The sequence below is a fragment of the Tolypothrix sp. VBCCA 56010 genome (genome assembly GCF_050875635.1).
Taxonomy (GTDB): domain Bacteria; phylum Cyanobacteriota; class Cyanobacteriia; order Cyanobacteriales; family Nostocaceae; genus Hassallia.
In genome coordinates this window covers 1-20,427 of sequence record NZ_JBPAOH010000038.1, presented here as the reverse complement: position 1 = coordinate 20,427, position 20,427 = coordinate 1, and the positions used below count along the sequence as shown (strand labels likewise).

General features: G+C 41.6%; 24 protein-coding genes and 2 pseudogenes. 16 read left to right on the top strand and 10 right to left on the bottom strand.

Going from position 1 to position 20,427, the window contains the following annotated elements; all coding sequences use genetic code 11:
• Complete coding sequence (locus AABK37_RS15370) at window positions 1-1,320, top strand: GUN4 domain-containing protein (protein ID WP_432552425.1); 1,320 nt, start codon at window positions 1-3, stop codon at window positions 1,318-1,320.
• A gap of 99 nt (window positions 1,321-1,419) precedes the next feature.
• Here AABK37_RS15370 and AABK37_RS15365 read toward each other — a convergent pair whose 3' ends face one another.
• Complete coding sequence (locus tag AABK37_RS15365) at window positions 1,420-1,764, bottom strand: DUF5615 family PIN-like protein (protein ID WP_432552424.1); 345 nt, start codon at window positions 1,762-1,764, stop codon at window positions 1,420-1,422.
• Window positions 1,761-2,054 carry a DUF433 domain-containing protein gene (locus tag AABK37_RS15360; RefSeq protein WP_181931288.1) on the bottom strand — a complete coding sequence of 98 codons (294 nt, stop codon included), beginning with the start codon at window positions 2,052-2,054 and terminating at the stop codon, window positions 1,761-1,763. Before AABK37_RS15360 ends, AABK37_RS15365 begins: the two co-directional genes overlap by 4 nt.
• Window positions 2,055-2,366: 312 nt before the next feature.
• Here AABK37_RS15360 and AABK37_RS15355 point away from each other — a divergent pair, with 312 nt between their 5' ends.
• Both AABK37_RS15355 and AABK37_RS15350 read left to right on the top strand, forming a co-directional pair.
• On the top strand, window positions 2,367-2,858 hold the full coding sequence (locus tag AABK37_RS15355; protein WP_432552450.1) for a hypothetical protein: 492 nt from the start codon (window positions 2,367-2,369) through the stop codon (window positions 2,856-2,858).
• A gap of 3 nt (window positions 2,859-2,861) precedes the next feature.
• Window positions 2,862-3,848, top strand: coding sequence for a GUN4 domain-containing protein (locus tag AABK37_RS15350; protein ID WP_432552423.1), 987 nt, complete (start codon window positions 2,862-2,864; stop codon window positions 3,846-3,848).
• A gap of 59 nt (window positions 3,849-3,907) precedes the next feature.
• On the opposite strand, the gene AABK37_RS15345 is transcribed toward AABK37_RS15350, so the two are convergent.
• A complete protein-coding gene (locus AABK37_RS15345) occupies window positions 3,908-4,672 on the bottom strand; it encodes a transposase (RefSeq protein WP_432552422.1) in 765 nt (254 codons plus the stop codon).
• 22 nt (window positions 4,673-4,694) lie between these two features.
• Complete coding sequence (locus tag AABK37_RS15340; protein ID WP_432552421.1) at window positions 4,695-4,871, bottom strand: hypothetical protein; 177 nt, start codon at window positions 4,869-4,871, stop codon at window positions 4,695-4,697.
• Window positions 4,872-5,601: 730 nt separating this feature from the next.
• Here AABK37_RS15340 and AABK37_RS15335 point away from each other — a divergent pair.
• The 4 genes from AABK37_RS15335 to AABK37_RS15320 all read left to right on the top strand — a co-directional run bounded on the left by AABK37_RS15335 (window position 5,602) and on the right by AABK37_RS15320 (window position 10,658).
• A complete protein-coding gene (locus AABK37_RS15335; RefSeq protein ID WP_432552420.1) occupies window positions 5,602-6,027 on the top strand; it encodes a hypothetical protein in 426 nt (141 codons plus the stop codon).
• Between the two features lie 427 nt (window positions 6,028-6,454).
• Window positions 6,455-7,327 carry a DUF4351 domain-containing protein gene (locus AABK37_RS15330; RefSeq protein WP_432552419.1) on the top strand — a complete coding sequence of 291 codons (873 nt, stop codon included), beginning with the start codon at window positions 6,455-6,457 and terminating at the stop codon, window positions 7,325-7,327.
• Between the two features lie 352 nt (window positions 7,328-7,679).
• Window positions 7,680-10,340, top strand: coding sequence for a bifunctional aconitate hydratase 2/2-methylisocitrate dehydratase (gene acnB / locus AABK37_RS15325; protein WP_432552418.1), 2,661 nt, complete (start codon window positions 7,680-7,682; stop codon window positions 10,338-10,340).
• A 57-nt stretch (window positions 10,341-10,397) separates the two neighbouring features.
• Window positions 10,398-10,658, top strand: coding sequence for a type II toxin-antitoxin system HicB family antitoxin (locus AABK37_RS15320; RefSeq protein ID WP_432552417.1), 261 nt, complete (start codon window positions 10,398-10,400; stop codon window positions 10,656-10,658).
• 165 nt (window positions 10,659-10,823) lie between these two features.
• Here AABK37_RS15320 and AABK37_RS15315 read toward each other — a convergent pair whose 3' ends face one another.
• Window positions 10,824-11,006, bottom strand: a complete 183-nt coding sequence (locus AABK37_RS15315) for a hypothetical protein (RefSeq protein ID WP_432552449.1) — start codon at window positions 11,004-11,006, stop codon at window positions 10,824-10,826.
• 41 nt (window positions 11,007-11,047) lie between these two features.
• A pseudogene (locus AABK37_RS15310) lies at window positions 11,048-11,151 on the bottom strand (transposase); the annotation flags it as partial.
• Between the two features lie 390 nt (window positions 11,152-11,541).
• Between AABK37_RS15310 and AABK37_RS15305 the strand changes: the two are divergent.
• From AABK37_RS15305 to AABK37_RS15295, 3 genes and pseudogenes are all read left to right on the top strand, one after another.
• Window positions 11,542-11,764, top strand: a pseudogene (locus AABK37_RS15305) (type II toxin-antitoxin system HicB family antitoxin).
• Window positions 11,754-11,966 carry a type II toxin-antitoxin system HicA family toxin gene (locus AABK37_RS15300; protein WP_432552416.1) on the top strand — a complete coding sequence of 71 codons (213 nt, stop codon included), beginning with the start codon at window positions 11,754-11,756 and terminating at the stop codon, window positions 11,964-11,966. Before AABK37_RS15305 ends, AABK37_RS15300 begins: the two are co-directional and overlap by 11 nt.
• 78 nt (window positions 11,967-12,044) lie before the next feature.
• Window positions 12,045-12,272, top strand: a complete 228-nt coding sequence (locus AABK37_RS15295; protein ID WP_432552415.1) for a type II toxin-antitoxin system MqsA family antitoxin — start codon at window positions 12,045-12,047, stop codon at window positions 12,270-12,272.
• A gap of 120 nt (window positions 12,273-12,392) precedes the next feature.
• On the opposite strand, the gene AABK37_RS15290 is transcribed toward AABK37_RS15295, so the two are convergent.
• The gene (locus tag AABK37_RS15290; protein ID WP_432552414.1) at window positions 12,393-13,022 is read right to left on the bottom strand and encodes a PEP-CTERM sorting domain-containing protein; all 630 of its coding nucleotides are present in this window, start codon (window positions 13,020-13,022) and stop codon (window positions 12,393-12,395) included.
• A 567-nt stretch (window positions 13,023-13,589) separates the two neighbouring features.
• Entirely contained in the window at window positions 13,590-13,826 is a 237-nt protein-coding gene (locus AABK37_RS15285) for a hypothetical protein (protein WP_432552448.1), read from the bottom strand.
• A gap of 161 nt (window positions 13,827-13,987) precedes the next feature.
• On the opposite strand from AABK37_RS15285, the gene AABK37_RS15280 reads away from it, so the two are divergent.
• The 4 genes from AABK37_RS15280 to AABK37_RS15265 all read left to right on the top strand — a co-directional run bounded on the left by AABK37_RS15280 (window position 13,988) and on the right by AABK37_RS15265 (window position 15,433).
• Window positions 13,988-14,212 (top strand): helix-turn-helix transcriptional regulator, encoded by a 225-nt coding sequence (locus tag AABK37_RS15280; protein ID WP_432552413.1) that lies wholly within the window; start codon window positions 13,988-13,990, stop codon window positions 14,210-14,212.
• Window positions 14,213-14,452: 240 nt separating this feature from the next.
• Complete coding sequence (locus tag AABK37_RS15275) at window positions 14,453-14,593, top strand: type II toxin-antitoxin system HicB family antitoxin (protein ID WP_432552412.1); 141 nt, start codon at window positions 14,453-14,455, stop codon at window positions 14,591-14,593.
• A 368-nt stretch (window positions 14,594-14,961) separates the two neighbouring features.
• Window positions 14,962-15,174, top strand: a complete 213-nt coding sequence (locus AABK37_RS15270; RefSeq protein ID WP_432552411.1) for a hypothetical protein — start codon at window positions 14,962-14,964, stop codon at window positions 15,172-15,174.
• Complete coding sequence (locus AABK37_RS15265) at window positions 15,161-15,433, top strand: type II toxin-antitoxin system RelE family toxin (protein ID WP_432552410.1); 273 nt, start codon at window positions 15,161-15,163, stop codon at window positions 15,431-15,433. The genes AABK37_RS15270 and AABK37_RS15265 overlap by 14 nt, the downstream gene beginning before the upstream one ends.
• A 63-nt stretch (window positions 15,434-15,496) precedes the next feature.
• Here the strand turns inward: AABK37_RS15265 and dnaG are convergent, their stop codons facing one another.
• The gene (gene dnaG, locus AABK37_RS15260; RefSeq protein ID WP_432552447.1) at window positions 15,497-17,440 is read right to left on the bottom strand and encodes a DNA primase; all 1,944 of its coding nucleotides are present in this window, start codon (window positions 17,438-17,440) and stop codon (window positions 15,497-15,499) included.
• Between the two features lie 42 nt (window positions 17,441-17,482).
• On the opposite strand from dnaG, the gene AABK37_RS15255 reads away from it, so the two are divergent.
• Window positions 17,483-17,692 carry a hypothetical protein gene (locus AABK37_RS15255; RefSeq protein WP_432552409.1) on the top strand — a complete coding sequence of 70 codons (210 nt, stop codon included), beginning with the start codon at window positions 17,483-17,485 and terminating at the stop codon, window positions 17,690-17,692.
• 40 nt (window positions 17,693-17,732) lie between these two features.
• Complete coding sequence (gene tftA / locus AABK37_RS15250; RefSeq protein WP_432552408.1) at window positions 17,733-19,085, top strand: hormogonium tapered terminus morphoprotein TftA; 1,353 nt, start codon at window positions 17,733-17,735, stop codon at window positions 19,083-19,085.
• 108 nt (window positions 19,086-19,193) lie between these two features.
• On the opposite strand, the gene AABK37_RS15245 is transcribed toward tftA, so the two are convergent.
• Window positions 19,194-19,601: a hypothetical protein gene (locus tag AABK37_RS15245; RefSeq protein ID WP_432552407.1), complete on the bottom strand. Its 408-nt coding sequence runs from the start codon at window positions 19,599-19,601 to the stop codon at window positions 19,194-19,196.
• Window positions 19,602-20,427 lie beyond the last annotated feature (826 nt).

The window sequence follows — 20,427 nt, the reverse complement described above, 5'->3', positions numbered from 1 at the left end:
ATGCCAAAGGATGTTTTCCTTTGCCACAATAGCAAAGAAAAAGCAGAGGTAGAAAAAATTAGAGCGCAGCTATTACAGAAAGGAATAGATGCTTGGTTAGATAAGTATGACTTTGAGCCATTTCGACGTTGGCAAGACCAACTTGAAGAAATTATTCCTCAAGTCAAAGCTGTAGCTGTATTTATCGGTTCCTCTGGTGTAGGACCGTGGGCAGATATTGAAATGCGGGAGTTTCTTGTTGAGTTTGCGAAGAATCATAAGCTTCGCATAGGTTTAGTTATTCTTCCTGGATGCCCTGATAAACTTATAAATATAGTTCCGAGATTCTTAAAAGGCTTTCATTGGGTAGATTTTCGGCTACAAAATCCCGATCCAATGGAACAGTTGATTTGGGGTATTACTGGACAAAAGCCAAAAACACAACCCATCACTTTATCTCAACCGTCTCAAAAACCTTCAGACAGAAGACAATTTTTGAAATGGGTGGGTTGGGGAAGTCTAGGCTTAGTAACGTCAGTCGTGGGTGGAGAGATTTGGAGTCAACGACGAAATCAGCCCGTTGTAAGAAATAATCAACCTATAAAAGCTGAACCAGCTCAGACTGCAACACCAGAAACAAAGCCTACTAACAGCATCCCTCCAAGCAAGCAGCAGAATGAACCTACAAAGACTGAACCATCTCAGACTACAACACCAGAAACAAAGCCTACTAACAGCATCCCTCCAAGGGAGCAGCAGAATGAATCTACAAAAACTGAACCATCTCAGACTGCAACACCAGAAACAAAGCTTACTAACAGCATCCCTCCAAGAGAGCAGCAGAATGAACCCAACATACTTAAATCAGAAAAAGGCATAGACTATAGCAGACTACGCGACTTACTAGCAGCAAAAAACTGGAAGGAAGCCGACAAAGAAACCTATCGGGTGATGCTTCAGGCTGTAGGTAAAAAAGATGGCGACTGGTTCGACTGGTTCCACGAAAACGAACTCTTAAATTTTCCTTGCACTGACTTACGCACAATTGAAGGCTTGTGGGTAAAATACAGCAATGGACACTTTGGCTTCAGCGTCCAGAAGGAAATTTACTTGAGCGTTGGCAATAAAGCTGACGGCAAGTATGATGAAGAAGCCTGGTTAAAGTTTTGCGATCGCGTAGGATGGACAGTGAAAAGTAATTCGATTGATTACTCACACATAAATTTTGATACAGCCTCCCATAGAGGGCATCTCCCTGGTGACGTTATTTTTTCGGGTCCTGGTTGGGCTTTTTCCAGGGTTAATGGTCTCTTCTCTCGCATCAAGACTTGTAAACTGTAACATCTAAGGCTTTCAGATATTTATAAAGATTTATTACAAGCCACAAATGCACGGTAGAATCAACATTTCATAATTCCGATACCTGGCACTGTGGTTGCGCTAAATATACAATAATTGATTAGCAATTTCGTCTGCGGTTAAAGTATCAAGAAGGATGGCAATTCTTTCGGCAATTTCATAAGAACTTCTACGTTTAGCAATCAAAATCCCTGCATGAGGTTGACTATTAATTAGATAGTTTGTGTGTAATTCTTCAAAATCAAGTCGGTTATGAGTTAAAACACAATGCCCAATAGATACAGCAAAAGCTAGTTGTGTTTGATCTGGTTTTCCTAACATTTGTTGTTCTCGTGCTGTTGTTGCATCAAAACCTCTTGCTAAGAGTAAAGTAGCCACTAGAACATCTACATCTTCATCAATATAAACTTGAGCAAAAATCGTCATTTTTGATTTAATCTAGCTTTAATAGCTGGATGGACTAATTCATCAGGGACATGATTACGCTCGATATATTCATTAATTTCTGCTTGATTATCTAAGTAAAAACTCAAAGCATCAAAGACTTGCGCTAAAGTTAAATGAGGTAAGTGTAGCGGTATTTCTTCTGGTCTAATACCCAAACGCCAATTTTCAACAATTGCTCTCACAGGCGTTCTAGTTCCCTTAATAATCGGTTCACCTGATAAAATATCAGGCTGTCGGGTAACATAACGAGAGTTTGTTGTAGTTGTCATACTAATAAAATTTCTGGCAGTATCTCTGTTAATGTATCACGATTTACTGTTACTGCCAAATGTAACCCTACATCCAACAAAGAATTTAGACTGTAAAACTCAATATCGCCTTAATAATTCCTGATTTATTTTGGTTGAACTTCCATGTTGAAATTTTCCCAAATCCCGATCGCGTTATCATTGATCAATCCAGGGTGCGATCGCGTCCGTTGCTGCGACAATATGATTTAAGGCTGATGCGTGCAGCTATGATGAGCAATTTTACTATAATAAACCTAAATAATTTAGTTAAATTTGCTTACTATAAATAATATGCGCGATCGCGTTGTCTTAAAAACTGTATCTGTAAGTCTGCCTTTTGGCATTGGTTCGATGTCTTGGAATACTGACCCCACAGAACGGAAAGCCGCTTGGTCGCTTTATGTCGAATTGGTGACGCGCATTGCTGTGCAACCATTAGAAGTTGACCAGGGTTTGGTACGGGAAGCGATGAACTCTCTTTATAGTTTATTTGGTACAACCCGCGAAGTTCTCAAAGCCGCCGGTCCCGATGTGGGTGCTTCTCGTGATTCTGTGGGGGGAATTGCGATCGCAGTGTTGAATAATGGTTTAAGACCGTTTTTGGCTAAATGGCATCCGTTGTTGCAAGCGTGGGAAGCAAGACGACCTCTGGGGGTGAGTCCTAAAGAACATGAGCAGAGTTGGTTGGAGGAAGCCAAGTTGCGAAGTGAGTTGGAAGTTTTGCGCGGTGGGTTGGAAGATTACGCGAAGGCTTTGGCAAAAATTGCCGGCGTGGAGGAGTGATAAATGCAACAGCCTATGTTTGATGTGTTTCTAGCTCACAATAGTTTGGACAAGCCGAAAATAAGGATTATTTATAAATATCTAAAACAATTAGGTTTGAATCCCTGGCTTGATGAAAAAGGAATTAGACCAGGGAAACTCCACCAAGATGTTATACAACAAATAATCAAGCAAGTCCCATGTGTTGCTGTTTTTATTGGTACAAGCGGTTTAGGAAAATGGCAAACTTTAGAACTTAAAAGTTTTATAAGTCAATGCGTAGAAAAAGACATTCCGGTAATTCCGGTTTTATTACCTGGAGTTAAAAATATTCCAGAAAATCTAATTTTTTTGAGAGAGTTTCATCAAGTTTGTTTTGAATGTGAAATTGAAAAAGACTTTGAAGCTTTTTGGAGTTTGTATTGGGGTATTACTGGAGAGGAACTGAAGATAGATAGGACAGTTTTTTCTCAACTCGTTCAGCCAGACACCTCAGCAGTTCAGTCTATAGAGATTCTTAACTCGAATCCTGTTATTCAGTCACCACCTCAAACAGATGACCTAGCCTCAGAAAAAGGCATAGACTACACCAAACTGCGCAACTTACTAGCAGCAAAAAACTGGAAGGAAGCCGACCAAGAAACCTATCGGGTGATGATTCAGGCTGTAGGTAAAGAAGATGGCGACTACTTTGACGAAGACGAACTCTTAAATTTTCCTTGCACTGACTTACGCACAATTGACCGCTTGTGGGTAAAATACAGCAATGGACACTTTGGCTTCAGCGTCCAGAAGGAAATTTACTTGAGCGTTGGCGGATTAGCTGACGGCAAGTATTATAAATCAGCCTGGGAAAAGTTAGGCGATCGCGTCGGATGGAGAGTGAATAGGAGTTGGATCTCTTACTCATCAGTTACTTTTGATACCTCTTACCCAAGAGGACACCTCCCGAAAATGGAAGTAAGGAGGGGTGGGAATCTCTTCTCTCGCATCGAGACTTGTAAACTGTAACATCTAAGGCTTTCAGATATTTATAAAGATTTATTACAAACCCCAGATGAACGGTAGAATCAACATTTCATAATTCCGATACCTGGCACTGCGGGGTTATAACCGTTCGCTTGAATAAACTTTTCTGCTACCTCCTGCACCTCAGTATCTTCAGTTACTCTCTGCTTGTCCCAAGGTAAACTCATCTGCCCCGGTGACTTCTTCTTACCTTTATTCTTCAAAGAAGGCAAAAAACTACTACCCCAATGATTCCTTTTTTCCGGCTTCGGCTTTGGTCGATATTTCTTACAAAACTGACGATATTTAGCCGCACATTCTTCCAACGTCCTCCCCAATTGCAAAAACGCCAAATGCCATTGAGTGATACCATCATTACTCAAACGGTCATGAGTGCCATAATTGCTGAAGTCGTAGAAAAATCCCTGCTGTATTCCTGCTGCTTTCGGGTTAGCGTGAATATATCGCAGAGTATTTAACGCACGACGTTGGTCTGTATTGGCAAAACCTGTACTGTGGTAGCGCTTTTCCCAAAAATGCCCAGTGCGGTTGAGCATTCGGTTAAAACACATAGCAGTATACCAATTCAACCAGTGCATAATTTTCGGTAAATCTTCTGGCTGTTTGGGTTCCAGCAGATAATGCACATGATTGCTCATAATGCACAAAGCATAAAGCTTAAATTGATATTTTTCTTGTGCCCTCTTGATGGCATAAAGAAAGACTTCGCGGCATTCTAAGCGCGTTAGACGAAATTCGCGGTTATTGCAGCGAGTAGTAATGTGGTAGGAAAAACCTGATTGTAAATTGCGTTTTGGACGAGCCATGAAAAGTCGTAGCATTATTGTGCTAAATATACAATAATTGATTAGCAATTTCGTCTGCGGTCAAACTATCAAGAAGGATGGCAATTCTTTCGGCAATTTCATAGGAACTTCTACGTTTAGCAATCAAAATCCCTGCATGAGGTTGACTATTAATTAGATAATATATGTAGGGTGTGTTACGGCTTCCGTAACGCACCATTCCAAGCTTTTGGTGCGATCTTCCTACGGCATAACACAACGGACCCTAAAGGGGGAGGAACATCCACACCCCTTTTTGCCTCCCCTACGTGTATTTCAAAATTCAAATATGAGTCCCATATATCAAAGCTCAAGTGTTATTTTTGACTTTTGACTTTTGACTTCCCCAACGAAGCTGTAAATCAACAATATACACTATGTAGCGATGATTGCACTCACCAACAAACTTTAGTCAACATTGTAACATTGATGACTCTTAAGGTTACAACATTAAGCCTTAAGCTTATAACATTAACCCTTAAGGTTACAACATTAAGGCTTAAGGTTACAACATTAAGGCTTAAGGTTATAACATTAACCCTTAAAGCTAGAACATCAAGCCTTAAGCTTACAACATTAAGGCTTAAGGTTAAAGCGATCGCTGTTGACTATAGCGATTCTCAATTGCATAGAATACAGATTATTTGTAGGGCACAGCAATGCTGTACCTGCATCCAAACGAGAACCGCTATAAAAGTAAAAGTGCGATCGCTTATGCAACAATATTGTAGTTTTCCTGCAACTTAAACATAATATTATTTCCCTGAAAATCAACCCTTGCTGATTAAATTCCGAGAAATTACGGACATAAGTAAAAACTTTTGCTTAAAAAATTGCGCTTTTTGCTGAACCAGCATACAGATTAATTGAGACAAAATAGCTCTGTAAAGCTTTAAAATCTGTGTAAATTTATGTCTCGAAGAAAACGTAGTTCCCGGATTCTAGAAAAAGCTGAGTTTAGAGTTGCCGGACTGAAAGCTATTGATCCAAATATCAAATTTGATGATACTTGCAACTTGCAAAACCTGACTCAATTAATAGAGAATTTCCACAATATGCTTGAAGATTATAACGCTGCTATAGCTATGATTGACTCTTCTAAAAAAAAGTTGGATGAGATGGAAAAAACCTTGAGTCAGGTTTCAGACAAAATGCTGATGGGTGTTGGTTTCAAGTACGGCAAAAACAGCAATGAATATGAACTTGCAGGTGGTGTTCGAGACAGCGATCGTATCCGTAAAAGTAGATTGACACGCTTGAAAACTAACACAGATAAAACATTAGATGAAAATGCAATAACCACCCTAGTACCGTTGCGCGGAAGTTTAAGCGAGTAAAGTTAAGTGCATTTTAGGCGAAGCATGAAAAATTAAAAGTGACACCAATTTGAAAAAAGAATGCGACAGATGGGTAAGGGCACGGCAGATGGGTAGGGGCACGGCATTGCCGTGCCCCTACGAAGAAATTATGTGTCGCAAACATTATTTAAATTGGTATGACATTAGAGGATGTTTGAAAAGCGAATATAATTCGCTACTATACAAACGAAGTCTGCCTGCGCGGACTAACAGAAAATCAAGGTTTTTCAACCCGCGTAGGCGGGTTTTGTCTGTGTAGCCGAGCCAGCGCTGTGCGGGGGTTTCCCCCGTTGAGGCGACTGGCGTGCGAATTATATTCGCCCAAGCTATTTTCTCATAAATGATTCAGGACTGCTATATAATAAAACTTTGCATCAACCCAGAACTTCGGCAATCTTCAAAATGAATGACCCGGTTTATACATGATAAATTTGCTAAAGACTATCTAGAAGAACTACTAAAAGATTACGGAGAAGTCAAAGCATCAGAAAAAGTTACAGGAGAGATTAAAGAAATAGATGTTTTATTCACTCCTGCCAAACAGCAAAACTCTAATTTAGAAATACTCGGTTTGTTAGGAAGATTTGCTGAAAATCCTGCGATCATAGAACCCTTTCGCAATCCAGCTTCTACCGATGAAATCTGCGACTGTATTCTAAAATTATTAGAAATCAAGGCTTTATTGCGACGAGAAGCTAAGGCAAATAAAACCAAACTTCAGGACTCAGAAATACCCAAACTGTGGGTTCTTACACCTACCATATCTGAAACTAGATTGTCTAGCTTCGGAACTATGCAAAAAGAAAGTTGGTTATCGGGAGTACATTTTCTGCCAGATGCATTGCGGACAGCAATTGTAGCAATACACCAACTACCCCAAACACCGGAAACGTTATGGTTGAGGCTTTTAGGAAGGGGAAGCGTGCAATCACAAGCGATTATCGAGTTGCAAGCGTTACCATTAGATCATCCATACCAGAAAGCAACCCTGGAATTAGTTTACAACTTGCGCGAAAACTTGAGAGTAAATCAACAATTAGAAGCAGATGATAGAGAGTTAATTATGCGATTAGAACCACTTTATCAAAGAGCTATACAGTCAGGAGAACAACGTTTAGTTCTACGCTTACTGAATCGCCGTATTGGTGAAATTGATGCATCATTAATCGAGCGAATTCAAGGCTTATCGATTGAACAATTAGAGAATTTAGGAGAAGCATTGCTAGACTTTTCTAGTGTTGCTGATTTAGAAAATTGGTTAAACCAACAAGAAGGATAAATCATTAGTAGATTAATTTTTAGGCGTTGCTGAATCGCAGTATGAATCCGGATGTAGAGCGATATATCGCATCTCTACAAGGGTTTTGACATCACGCACAATCATTTTCATACATGAAATCAGCAACGCCAATTTTTAACCATGATTGCGATTTTACAGCAATACTAAACTGTCTTTGCTCGTATTCTATCAAAGTGTAAACATATTCGGTTGACGAAAACTATACCTTAATGCTAAGAACCGATTACCAGTAAGACTTTAAGTAATAAAAGTAACCTAAAATTTGATAGCCAAGTATTGCCTAAAAATATTTCATAATTAAAGGGATAACATTCCAATGGAGAATATAAAAATGCTAGACCAATACCGTCAACATGTTGCGGAACGTGCCCAACTCGGTATTCCCCCTTTACCATTGGATGCGAAGCAAACCTCAGAATTATGCGAATTACTAAAAAATCCGCCGACAGGGGAAGAAGAGACATTATTGGAATTATTGCGCGATCGCGTTCCCCCCGGTGTCGATCCCGCAGCTTACGTCAAAGCCGGATTTCTCACAGGTATTGCTAAAGAGGAAATCACCAGCCCTTTAATTTCACCCATCGATGCTGTAGAATTGCTAGGGACGATGATCGGCGGTTATAACGTGCGATCGCTAATTGAACTGCTGCAAGTTCCCACCGTATCCGTATCCGATTCTTCCGAAACACCTTTGGTGATGGGGGGACAAGGAAAGGAACCAATAGCCGCATACGCCGCATCTGCCCTGAGTAAGATTTTGTTAGTGTATGATGCTTTTCACGACATTTTAGAATTATCGAAAACGAATCCCTTCGCTCTTCGCGTGATAAACTCTTGGGCAGAAGCGGAATGGTTTACGATTCGTCCAGAAGTACCCAAAGCTATTACCGTCACAGTATTTAAAGTAGCCGGCGAAACCAACACCGACGACTTATCACCCGCGCAAAGCGCCACAACTCGCCCGGATATTCCTTTACATGCTTTGGTGATGTTGGAATCACGGATGCCAGGGGGTATAGAAAGAATTAACGAGTTAAAGAAAAAAGGGCATCCTGTCGCTTACGTTGGGGATGTAGTCGGTACAGGTTCCTCGCGCAAATCGGCGATAAATTCAGTATTGTGGCATATGGGGGAAGATATACCTTATGTCCCCAACAAACGGGCGGGAGGATATATATTAGGAAGTGCGATCGCTCCCATCTTCTTCAACACCGCTGAAGATTCCGGTGCTTTACCCATCGAGTGCGATGTCAGCAAATTAGAAACCGGCATGGTGATTACCATCCATCCCTACAAAGGGGAAATCACCAACGAGGCTGGGGAAGTTATTTCTACCTTCACCCTCAAACCAGATACAATCTTAGATGAAGTCCGTGCTGGTGGACGCATTCCCTTACTCATCGGACGCACCCTCACCGATAAAACCCGCGCTGCACTTAATTTAGAACCCAGCACCGTCTTTAGGCGTCCCCACCAACCAGCCAACACAAACAAAGGCTACACCTTAGCACAGAAAATGGTCGGTAAAGCTTGCGGCTTACCAGGTGTGCGTCCCGGCACATCTTGCGAACCGATTATGACCACCGTTGGTTCTCAGGATACCACAGGTCCGATGACCCGCGACGAATTAAAAGAACTCGCTTGTCTCGGCTTCAGCGCAGACTTAGTGATGCAGAGTTTCTGCCATACCGCAGCTTATCCCAAACCAGTAGATATCAAAACTCAGCAAGAATTACCTGATTTCTTTGCCTCTCGTGGCGGTGTCGCCTTGCGCCCCGGTGATGGTATAATTCACTCTTGGCTCAACCGGATGCTGTTACCCGACACCGTAGGCACAGGTGGCGATTCTCACACCCGCTTTCCCTTGGGAATTTCCTTCCCCGCCGGTTCCGGGTTAGTGGCTTTTGCAGCAGCGTTGGGTGCAATGCCCTTAGATATGCCAGAATCAGTTTTGGTACGCTTTAAAGGAGAATTGCAACCCGGTATTACCCTGCGGGATGTGGTGAACGCAATTCCCTACGTTGCGATTCAAAAAGGTTTGCTGACAGTCGAGAAGAAAAATAAGAAAAACGTCTTCTCCGGGCGGATTATGGAAATAGAAGGCTTGCCAGATTTGAAAGTTGAACAAGCTTTTGAACTTACCGACGCTTCCGCAGAACGTTCTTGTGCAGGTTGTACAATTAAGCTGAGTGTCGAGACAGTCGCCGAATATCTGCGTTCCAACGTTACGCTATTAAAGAACATGGTAGCACGCGGTTACGCCGATGCTCGTACCATCATGCGTCGCGTCATCAAAATGGAAGAATGGTTAGCAAATCCGGTTTTGATGTCAGCAGATGCAGATGCAGAATATGCGGAAGTCATTGAAATTGATTTGAACGAAATCAAAGAACCAATTGTTGCCGCTCCTAACGATCCTGATAATATTAAGTTATTATCAGAAGTTGTGAATGACCCAGTGCAAGAAGTATTCGTCGGTTCTTGTATGACAAATATCGGTCATTATCGCGCCACAGCGAAAGTGTTAGAAGGTGCAGGAACAGTAAACACTCGCTTGTGGATTTGTCCCCCTACGCGCATGGATGAATACCAACTAAAAGAAGAAGGTGTTTATAACATTTTTGATGCGGCAAATGCGCGAACAGAAATGCCTGGTTGCAGTTTATGTATGGGTAATCAAGCGCGAGTTGAAGATGGGACAACGGTATTTTCAACATCTACCCGCAACTTCAATAATCGCATGGGTAAAGATGCGCGGGTGTATCTTGGTTCAGCGGAATTAGCCGCAGTTTGTGCGCTACTTGGACGCATTCCTTCAGTGCAGGAATATATGGACATTGTGGCGAATAGAATTCATCCTTTTGCTGATGATTTGTATCGGTATTTGAACTTCGATCAAATTACAGGTTTTGAGGATGAAGGTAGAGTGATTGCGTTAGAAGATATGCCCAGGATTGAGGATATTTTGGGTATGCCGGCGGCTGCGAGATAATTAAAGTAGGGTGGGCAATTGCCCACCTTACATTACAACTTTACGAGGTAAACATAAATGGACTTTTACACAGTAGTATTTAGGCAAAGTACAGGTTATTGGGTCGCTTTATGTTTAGAAAATGGAATTATTGGACAGGGAAATACTCAAGAAACTGCTATTAACAAGTTAAAAGAGGCTATTGAATCTTTTGAATATGTTTATAAATCTGATACTAATATTTATAAATCTCCTATTTCTATCGAAGAAATGCACGAATTTTTATTGTTAGAAGAACAAGATTCTGAGATATATGAATTAAGGAAGGTTTATGCCTAAAAATATTCCCTCTCTTAGAGGACGTCTGAAAAGTTTTAGATAGGTGATTTTAATTACGCAAGTTGCTGTCTTCATCAAACGAATCATCGCAACATAAACAAACGCTTCAGTCGTCTCAGGTAAGACTTCGTAATCCGTTGACGAGATCGCCGACACCAGTTTAACCTACCCTATGTCCGCTCCAAAGCGCCAACGTTTGGGCAATACTACAAACCCTTTCTGCTCCTCATAACGAGTAACAACGCTTAAAATCCAGTGATATAGATCAATGACCCAGTGCATAAAATCTTTACCACGATATCCTCCATCAACCCAAATTTTGATCAAACGATTGAAGCGATCGCGCACAGAATTAAGTTTCGCCAAAACTTGTTTTGCACCAGCTTGTTCGCTCACACTTGCGGCAGTGCGGATCGACAACTATTAGTAAACCCATTGTATCAACGAGTATATGGCGTTTCCGTCCCTTAATCTTTTTGCCAGAGTCGTAACCGACTTACGAGTGATACCATTGTAGCCGTCTCAACCGTATGTCGCGTTCCATAATAGCCTCGCGCTTAGGATGCTTCTCGGTAACAGGATACACGTACCCATAAACGCAACAGGAGAGTGAATTTCTTGCCATGTTCCAACATGAGCGCCATTTGCGGAAATAGTGATACACAGTTTTCCACTTGGGAAAGTCCTTCGGAAGCATAAAACACGCGCAACCCCTTCATGAAATTGAGCGAATTAAACTCAATCGCAAAAGCTTGGCTGTTGAACGTTTTGTGGAAGTCGCTAGTTTTACATAGCATTTAATTGTTATCAAAAAGCGCGATGGGCGAAGCCCCGCCGTAGGCGATCGCGCTACATTATATATGAAACCTGTAAGGTTATCCCCATGAAGTCTCTACAAGATTACACTGTTGTGATCCGTCCCGATGACAATAATACTTTTGTCGCTTATGTAAAGAGCGATTTCCGGTTGTCACGCTTGGGGACAAACACCAGACGAAGCTCGTACTGAACTCGTCTATGTTTTTGAAATGATTCAAGAAGAGTACGCATTATATGGGCGATCGCTTCCTGGAAACGTTGATCTGGTGATTGCGAATGCCAGTTAAAGCAAGTGAATTGGAAAAAGTTGCTCGGAAACTTGGATTTGAAAAAGTACGACAGAAGGGAAGTTATGCTCGTTGGCAACATCCAGATGGACGAGCAACCACAATTCCCATTCATGGTAATGCTGAAATTGGTAGTTGGTTGTTTTATCAAATTCTCAAGCAGTTGGGTATTGCTGAAGAAGAATTTAACCAACTGCGGTAAAAGAATGATCGCACCTGTATCTCCAATCATTGCGATCGCACTTTACTGTTAAAGTCCAAAATACCAGGAAAATGCTAGATGGTGTGTAATATTTGTGGAAGCGAAAAAGCAAGAATCCGCAGGATTACTAGAACCTATGGCAAGGGTCAAGACCTGCTGGTAATAGAAAACATTCCCGTGATAACTTGTCTTCATTGCGGCGAAAGTTACCTGACGGCGGAAACCCTTCATGAAATTGAGCGAATTAAACTTAACCGTAAAAGCTTGGTTGTTGAACGTTTTGTGGAAGTCGCTAGTTTTACATAGCATTTAATTGTTATCAAAAAGCGCGATGGGCGAAGCCCCGCCGTAGGCGATCGCGCTACATTATATATGAAACCTGTAAGGTTATCCCGATGAAGTCTCTACAAGACTAATTCAAATCGATCAATTGCCATACGAGCGCCCTCGGTGACGATAGAAGATGCTTACTAACGCACTTAATCCAAAAAGACCAAAAAGTGAAGTGGGTTCGGGAACTGGCTGAACGTCGATGGTCTGCTCAGATGGTTGAAATAAATTGGTTACATCTGTGCCATTGGCATCAATTGCTGAGGTGACAGCAATGGTAAAGTCGGTTAATCCGTCATTGGTTAAACCAGGCAGGGCTTGATAATTAAAGGTGGCAAAGTCGATAACAGTATTGGCAGGAACTCCAGATCCAGAAAGTCGATTGATACCGACGATATTCTGTAGTACCGGATCGATTTTAATAATTACTTCTTCATTAGGAAAGGCACTTATCTGTTCGGGTGTCCCAATAGCATCTATGAATCCTAGTTCTGTGGTATTGCGAACTAAGAGAAATTCCAAAGATTGTAAATTAGCTGTGAGTCCGGTAGTATCGAGTTGTAAATCAAAACTAACGGTATCACCTACCTTTTTGGGGAGGTCGTTGATCAAGTCATTGTCTAACTGTGAGCCTATGGGAACAAAGGACAAAGATGCGCCATAGGCAGGAGTAACTGCTGCCGTTAACAGCATGACTAACCAAGCAGAAACATGAGCTAATTTCATGGATATTGTTTTCTGAATTATAAAGTGTTAGGGATATTTTCAAGAGCTTCTAAGCACCCCAAAAAATTGGTGCTTTTTGTTTCACTACCATCATTAGTGTGTTACAGCGTTTTTCAGGTAAATTAGGTACACAGGTAGGGGCACAACATTGTTGTGCCCTTACAATAATCTGTACCTCACTAAGTTGCAATCTGCTGTATCTACTTTGCCAACTTTAATTTGTAAAAAGTTGTTCTTTTGCTCTTCGTTTATTTTATTTATCTGAAGTTATAAATTTTGGTTCTAAATTAATTTGGCTAACGTTTTAAATCTTCTCTTGTCTAATTTAAAAGAAAATCTGGAAAGAAATTTTAAAGTTTTGATAAAGATTACAAGTGTATAAAGACTATTTGGCTAGGTAAATGTAACCGCTTACCCGCTTTGTCTTAGAATTTAGTCATAGAAAGACTTTTCGTAATTTACTCTTACTAGTTCATTTGTTCGCGTTGAAAGGGTTGGTGATCGCACCTTCACCTCCAAGACTGCGTTAGCGAAGCGGTGCGGAACGCGCTTCGCTTTTCCATTACTTCAAATCACAGCTTCGTCGCGTTGACAATCAAACACTACTACAAAGCAAGCATCGGGTATCAACTGACGTAGAAGTTGCATGTGTCCCTCTGCATCAGACCGACTGCGAAACCTAGCAACAATTACCCGTTGCATGTTGGGAAGTAAACGCGCAATAGCCCAATCATTCAAGCGTTCTTTATAAGCGATCGCCTGCGTTTCTGACGAAGAATCGCTGTAATCTCTATTTTGTGGCATCATTAGGTTGTCCATAAAAAGTTTAGTGAAGGGCGTTAGCGAGTCTCTTGCCGGGGATGCACTAACGCCTCTTCAATCATGATTAAAGTGCAACTTATTACCCTTTGTCAATACTTAACGCTAATACTTAACGAAAAAATAGATAGAACGTCTAGTCAGCTATGGATCTAAGAGCCTTGAGAGAACGTGCAGGGCTGAGAACTTTTGACGTAGCCAAAGAACTAGACTGCGCGGAATCTTCTATTCGCAACTGGGAAAAGGGTAGAACAACGCCAAAGCTTGAGGTATGGCAAGTATTCCACTTGCGGGATTTGTATCAATGCACAGAACAAGAACTAACGCAAGCGGTGAAAAATTCGATGCTGTCTCAAGAAACACAACCTTGAGATCAATTTTAAAGAAACACTAATAGCATAGTTATGCGATCGCACCCCACACATGCAGACCTAACCCCCCTATCTCCCTTCCCTGCGTTCGCGTAGCGTCTCGTTCGCGCAGCGTCTCCGACAGGAGAAGAGAGGGAAGGGGGAGAATATCTTACTCCCCTCTTTGCTTCAAAGAGGGGTTGGGGGAGAGGTCAGCGCGATCGCTTTACACTTAGGTTATCCTCCTGTTGATAAATACCAATGAACTTCTACACAATGGTTTTGAAAAAAAGTGCGGGTTACTGGGTTGCTTTATGTTTAGAAAATGGGTTGGTAGGACAGGGAACAACTCAAGAAACAGCAATCAAGCAACTTAAAGAAGCGATCGCCTCTTTCCTTTGAAGTTTATGAGGCAGAACTTAATATTTACAAAGCTCCACTTACAATAGAAGAACTACGGGAGTTTTTGGCAGTTGAAGACAGGCAAACTACTTGATAAATTTTTTAACTAACGAAAGCTTACGCCAAAATGCGATCGCGCTACATTATATATGAAACCTGTAAGGTTATCCCCATGAAGTCTCTACAAGATTACACTGTTGTGATCCGTCCCGATGACAATGGTACTTTTGTCGCTTATGTAAAGAGCGATTCCTAGAAGGCAGCGCTTGGGGACAAACACTTTTAGGAGCGCGTGCCGAACTTGTCAATGTTTTTGAGATGATTGAAGAATAAAAGCGATCGCACTTTCAGCAATAGGAACCACTAAAATGCTTCAAATACACAAAAATTACGTTTTTGACGAAAATCAGCAACCTATCGCTGTACAAATTCCCATTGCCGAGTTTGAGAAAATTGAAGCAATTCTTGAGGATTGCGGTTTAGCAAAACTGATGGAGGAAGTACAAAATGAAAAACCACTATCTAAAGATGAAGCTATAAAGTATTATCAATCACTAAAAGGTGACAATGTGGCAACTTGAATACACAAAGCGATTCTTGAAGGAACTTGCTGCTTTGCCCGTGGAGATTCAAAGCCGTGTAGAACTCATCGTATTTCAAGAACTTGAATCCGAAAATCCCTTTGAATTAGGATATCTGGAAAAACTGAAAGGTTATACCGATAAATATAAAATTCGCGTGGGTAACTACAGAATTGGCATCACGGTTGATCAAGAAACAAAAACATTAATCTGTCAACGTATTGCTCACCGCAAAGACATTTATAGAATTTTTCCTTGAACTACTGCAAAGTAGAGTTGTAGGCGATGTCTATCGACAAGCCGCTCCGCGTCTACGCACGCTTCAACCCGACAACAAATCTGTAATCGAATATAGCCGTTGCCGATCTAATTCCTGAATTCGCTGGTTTTCGGCATAGAAGGCGTCACAATATGATTGATATCGCTCTGGTTCAGCTTCTGGATCGGTTTGCTTCCACAATTCCAAATAGTGACGGCAGCGCTTTTCTCGCAGCACTCGCTCCATACAAGCAGTCGTAACTTGAATCACTTGGGGTGTACGCAAAATTTCTTTTTGTTCTTTCTCGCTCACATGAAATAGATGCGAAACTAACTTCATTTCCTCCGAAAATTCCAGACATCTATCTTGCAAAGTGGATACTAAATTAACATCTATGTCAAGGGGGATCTCTAAAATCTTTTGCCACAAAAACCGATGATGCGAAAGGCTAAATTGTAAATCTCGCTCCTCTAAAGCTGCAATAATAGCTTGACGCTGTTCGGGACAATGCAAATAAATCCGCAGTAATAAAGCTTCTGCTTGATCTAAAAGACCGCGTTCACGGAGTGTGCCGAAGGTATCGCTATTATCTATAGTTGCCTTTTCTACACGAGCTTTTGGGTGCTTGCGTAGCGGTATTGGCTGACGGTACGACGTAGACAAAGGCGCAATCTGCGTTAAAATATTCTCAACTCGTAAAGGTATAAGTCTGCTATCTCCCAAGCTGAGTATTTCAGCACAATAGGAAACGTAATAATTTCGCGTATCTTTATTTTCTATTCTTTTCAGTAATTTTACTAATTCTTGCGAAACTTGCTGAAAATCTGTAGCCTGTTTCAAGTCGCGGTCTTGAGTAATTTGCTCAATCTGCCAATTTAACCACAGTGGGGCATTTGCTAACAATTCTCGATAATCTTCCGGCTTATATTCGCGCAAATATTCATCAGCATCTTTCCCATTAGGCAAGTTGAGAATCTTTAGCTGAACTTCGCCTTTATACGCGAGTTCGGCAATTTCTCCAATGGCTCGTTCTGCGGCATTTGTCCCAGCTTTATCAGCATCAAAGTTGAGTATCAACTGTTTAGAATCACAGTAGCGCAATACTAGGCGTACTTGTTCTAAACTTAATGCTGTACCGAGAGAAGCAACGACGTTAGTTATACCAGCAGCATGAAGAGCGATCGCATCAAAATATCCCTCTACCACCACAGCCGAATCAACTTGAGAAATCCCGGCTTTAGCTTGATCGAGAGCGAATAAAGTTTTCCCCTTACTAAAAAGCTCAGTTTCTGGTGAATTTAAATATTTGGGTTGTTCATCGGTGAGAGTTCTCCCACCAAAGCCTATCACGCGCCCTTGGACATCGCGGATAGGAATTATTAGGCGATCGCGAAACACATCATAATAACCCCCTCCCTCCTTACGCGGTTTAATCAAACCCGCTTTTTCCACCAGTTGCACTGGATAGTGTTTATCCTGCACAAGATAGCGATATAAGGTTTCCCAACCGCTTGGGGCGTAACCTAAGCCGAATTGCTGGATTGTTTCTTTGTTGATTTGGCGATCGCGTAAATATTCAATCGCTTTTTCCCCAGCGGGTTGTCTCAGCGCGTGTTGATAAAATTGTGTCGTCGAAGCGAGAACTTCATATAACTGTTCGCGCAAAGAAAGCTGACGCTGCAACTCTTGCCGCTGTTCTGGTAAGAGTGTTTGCACCGGCACTTGATAACGCCGTGCTAAATCTAGCACCACCTCTGCAAAAGAGTGCTTCCCCAACTCCATCAAAAACTTAATGGCATTTCCCCCTGCTTGACAGCCAAAACAGAAGTACATCTGCTTGGTTTGGCTAACTGTAAAACTAGGAGTTTTCTCATCGTGGAAGGGACATAAACCAACAAAATCTTTCCCGCGCTTACGTAAAACCACGTACTCGGAAACGACATCCACAATGTCAGCCCGTTGTTTAATTTCGTCTATTGTGTCTGGATGTAAGCGGGGTATTTGCATTTTGGGAGTGGGGAGTGGGGAGTGGGGAGTGGGGAGTAGGGCATGGGGCATGGGGCATGGGGCATGGGGCATGGGGCAGCCAGTGCGTTGGACGGGTTTCCCGGCAGTCACGCAACTGGCATCATGGAAAGAATTTCTTATTACCAATTCGCAATTCCCAATGCCCAATGCCCATTGCCCATTGCCCAATGCCCAACAACCATCTCCCGATCGCTATTATATTCTTGTTCCAAAGCCAAGAAAGATGTATAGAATCACTAATGCTTAATTTTATCAGAGGAAATACGCATATATGGGACGTATTTTTATTTCGGCGGCTCACGGAGGCAAAGAAGCAACACGAATCGATCCCGGTTCAATCGCGGGTGGTACAACCGAAGCGAGAGAGATGATACTGTTGCGAGATTTGATTGTGACAGAATTGCGATCGCGATCTGTTGAAGTTTTGGCGGTTCCGGATGACTTAAGCGCAGCGCAAACTATTAACTGGATCAATTCTCGCGCACGCGATCGCGATGTGGCGTTAGAAATTCATGCTGATGCTGCTAGTAACCCTTCTGTGCGTGGGGCTAGTGTATTTTACATCGCCAACAACGATGAGCGTAGAAGTAATGCCGAATTGCTGCTGGTGGGGTTATTGCGTCGCGTACCCCAGTTACCAAATCGGGGAGTCAAGCCAGATACAGATAGTGGATTGGGTAGTTTGGCATTTTGTCGGCAAACAGCGATCGCTTCAATGATAATGCAAGTTGGCTTTCTCAGCAGTCCGGACGATCGCGCTTTACTACAAAATCGGCGTCGCGACTTTGCCTTAGGAATCGCCGATGGACTTGCATCTTGGAGTGGTACAATCGATCCGGGTTCTGCTCCTACACCAGATCCAAATTATCCGCCAATCAACATCAAAATTAACGGTCAAAATTATTCCGAAAAAGGAATACTAATTAATGGTAATGCATACATCCCCATTGATTTAGTAGATCGCTTGCGAATCGATTTATCAAAAGCACCTAACGTGCGGCGTATTACCTATCGCAAAGTTGTTTATGTCAAAGCAGTCGAATTGCGAGATTTTAACGTTTCGATTAGCTGGGACAGTACTACCCGCACTATTTCTTTACGCTCCAATTTGGTAATTAATCCCAATCAAATTGACCAAATTATGGCGCGTGGTTATACCTCAGAAGTGCAGTTACAGCTGTTCCTGAAAAACAACAACGAAAGCGCTTTGGCGAAGTTTCCCGACTTGCCGAAACTTTATCGAGAAGAAGCCACTGTAGAAGGGGTAAACTATGACATCGCCTTTTGTCAAATGTGTTTAGAAACGGGATTTTTACGCTTTGGCGGCGATGTTAAACCCGAGCAAAATAACTTTGCCGGGTTAGGCACAATTGGTGGTAGTTTAGAAGCGGCGAAGTTTGATAATGCTAGAACAGGAGTACGAGCGCACATTCAACATTTAAAAGCTTACGCCAGTCTAGAACCTTTGGTTAATGAACTAGTAGATCCTCGATTTCGCTTTGTGACTCGTGGTGTAGCACCAACCATAGATAAATTATCAGGACGTTGGTCAGCAGATTTGCAATATGGCACCAAAATTACAGCAATGCTTAAACGATTGTATGAATCAGCAGGGTTACTGTAAAAAGTTAGGAGAACAAAGTAGGAGTTAGGAGTTAGGAGTTAAGATTTCAAAGTTATAGATTGAAAGTTTTGAGTTTTGAATCAACAACTCATAACTCATAACTTTTTGCTAACTTTCAATTAAATAACTGCGCCAAGACGATTGAGAATTGTTGCTATCTTTTTGCGGAAGCAGCAATCGCCAGGTTTTGCCTTCTTTTTGAAGTTGTAGATAAACTTCAAAAGGTTTTTGAGGTTGCGTTAACTTGCGTTCTGGTAGTTTAAAGACGAGATTGTAAGTTCCGCGAATGTGATAAACTGGTAAATTTTGAATCGTTAAGGATTTTTCCTGAGTAATTTTTAGTCGATTGATTTCAAAACCGCGAAAATCCAGATTTAGCTGTCCCTCAAGTTGCTGCTGGGTTTGCTCAAGTTGAATTGCGATCGCTTTTTGCACCAATCGGCTAGTTGGCAAAAATCCACTACCACATGCTGTCAATAGTAACAGCAAAATCGCTGTCAAAATCAGCCGCACCATATCATTTCTTCTCTAATAGTCAAATCACGATAGTATCACGGCGGGTAAGTTCAATTCTCTAAGTATCTATGTAAAAAATATTATCCTTATTTACAAATATACCCCTTATGTGTCGCTTGAAAAAAAAGTATTAAATTTAACTTACCTAGCCCTTACTCCCCATTTACCAGACAAGAATACTTGTAATTTATAAAGTTACCGTAATGCATTATAGCAGTTCCCATTCAGATGCGGTACAACATTATATCGTCGCGTGTAGGGGCACGGCAGTGCCGTGCCCCTACGGGTGTACCTCACGTAACCGAGAATTGCTATACCAGATTTTATAAAGGAATTTTAAATTTATCTCAAAGTATAAATAAATAAGTGGACACTTTTCGTGTTTATACTTATAATTTGTCATAATACAAGCACATTCAAAGCAAAAGGAATAATATTTTCGACTTTTGCAGATGACTTTTCGGAAAAATTAATAAGTTTGCATTTGGGCAGAATCTACCTCCGTTTAATTATTAAGCAACCAGAGAAAAAAGCTCGTACCAAATTACCTGTTTTTTCTCATAAAAACCTACGCTGGGCGGAAATTATCGTGTAAATAGTTTATGATAACATCATCATAGGTTTGATATTTTTTCTCTGCTCATTGCATATTCTAGATAGCAATAAATCTCATACCATAAAGATAAAAATTAGCACCTTTTATTGTTTTGGTAGTGTTAACGACTTGACCAAGCCCCGTTGGGGCGGGGTGTAGGGTGTGGGGTGTGGGGTGTAGGGAAAGAGATAGCCCCAACAACCAGTGGGAAACATACGCCCCGTCTTTTAA

Bases quoted from the DNA above. Each gene is read 5' to 3' on its own strand.
- AABK37_RS15370 (WP_432552425.1), top strand. From the start codon at position 1: ATGCCAAAGGATGTTTTCCTTTGCCACAATAGCAAAGAAAAAGCAGAG.
- AABK37_RS15365 (WP_432552424.1), bottom strand. From the start codon at position 1,764: ATGACGATTTTTGCTCAAGTTTATATTGATGAAGATGTAGATGTTCTA.
- AABK37_RS15360 (WP_181931288.1), bottom strand. From the start codon at position 2,054: ATGACAACTACAACAAACTCTCGTTATGTTACCCGACAGCCTGATATT.
- AABK37_RS15355 (WP_432552450.1), top strand. From the start codon at position 2,367: ATGCGCGATCGCGTTGTCTTAAAAACTGTATCTGTAAGTCTGCCTTTT.
- AABK37_RS15350 (WP_432552423.1), top strand. From the start codon at position 2,862: ATGCAACAGCCTATGTTTGATGTGTTTCTAGCTCACAATAGTTTGGAC.
- AABK37_RS15345 (WP_432552422.1), bottom strand. From the start codon at position 4,672: ATGGCTCGTCCAAAACGCAATTTACAATCAGGTTTTTCCTACCACATT.
- AABK37_RS15340 (WP_432552421.1), bottom strand. From the start codon at position 4,871: ATGGTGCGTTACGGAAGCCGTAACACACCCTACATATATTATCTAATT.
- AABK37_RS15335 (WP_432552420.1), top strand. From the start codon at position 5,602: ATGTCTCGAAGAAAACGTAGTTCCCGGATTCTAGAAAAAGCTGAGTTT.
- AABK37_RS15330 (WP_432552419.1), top strand. From the start codon at position 6,455: ATGACCCGGTTTATACATGATAAATTTGCTAAAGACTATCTAGAAGAA.
- acnB (WP_432552418.1), top strand. From the start codon at position 7,680: ATGCTAGACCAATACCGTCAACATGTTGCGGAACGTGCCCAACTCGGT.
- AABK37_RS15320 (WP_432552417.1), top strand. From the start codon at position 10,398: ATGGACTTTTACACAGTAGTATTTAGGCAAAGTACAGGTTATTGGGTC.
- AABK37_RS15300 (WP_432552416.1), top strand. From the start codon at position 11,754: ATGCCAGTTAAAGCAAGTGAATTGGAAAAAGTTGCTCGGAAACTTGGA.
- AABK37_RS15295 (WP_432552415.1), top strand. From the start codon at position 12,045: ATGGTGTGTAATATTTGTGGAAGCGAAAAAGCAAGAATCCGCAGGATT.
- AABK37_RS15290 (WP_432552414.1), bottom strand. From the start codon at position 13,022: ATGAAATTAGCTCATGTTTCTGCTTGGTTAGTCATGCTGTTAACGGCA.
- AABK37_RS15285 (WP_432552448.1), bottom strand. From the start codon at position 13,826: ATGCCACAAAATAGAGATTACAGCGATTCTTCGTCAGAAACGCAGGCG.
- AABK37_RS15280 (WP_432552413.1), top strand. From the start codon at position 13,988: ATGGATCTAAGAGCCTTGAGAGAACGTGCAGGGCTGAGAACTTTTGAC.
- AABK37_RS15275 (WP_432552412.1), top strand. From the start codon at position 14,453: ATGAACTTCTACACAATGGTTTTGAAAAAAAGTGCGGGTTACTGGGTT.
- AABK37_RS15270 (WP_432552411.1), top strand. From the start codon at position 14,962: ATGCTTCAAATACACAAAAATTACGTTTTTGACGAAAATCAGCAACCT.
- AABK37_RS15265 (WP_432552410.1), top strand. From the start codon at position 15,161: ATGTGGCAACTTGAATACACAAAGCGATTCTTGAAGGAACTTGCTGCT.
- dnaG (WP_432552447.1), bottom strand. From the start codon at position 17,440: ATGCAAATACCCCGCTTACATCCAGACACAATAGACGAAATTAAACAA.
- AABK37_RS15255 (WP_432552409.1), top strand. From the start codon at position 17,483: ATGGGGCATGGGGCATGGGGCATGGGGCATGGGGCAGCCAGTGCGTTG.
- tftA (WP_432552408.1), top strand. From the start codon at position 17,733: ATGGGACGTATTTTTATTTCGGCGGCTCACGGAGGCAAAGAAGCAACA.
- AABK37_RS15245 (WP_432552407.1), bottom strand. From the start codon at position 19,601: ATGGTGCGGCTGATTTTGACAGCGATTTTGCTGTTACTATTGACAGCA.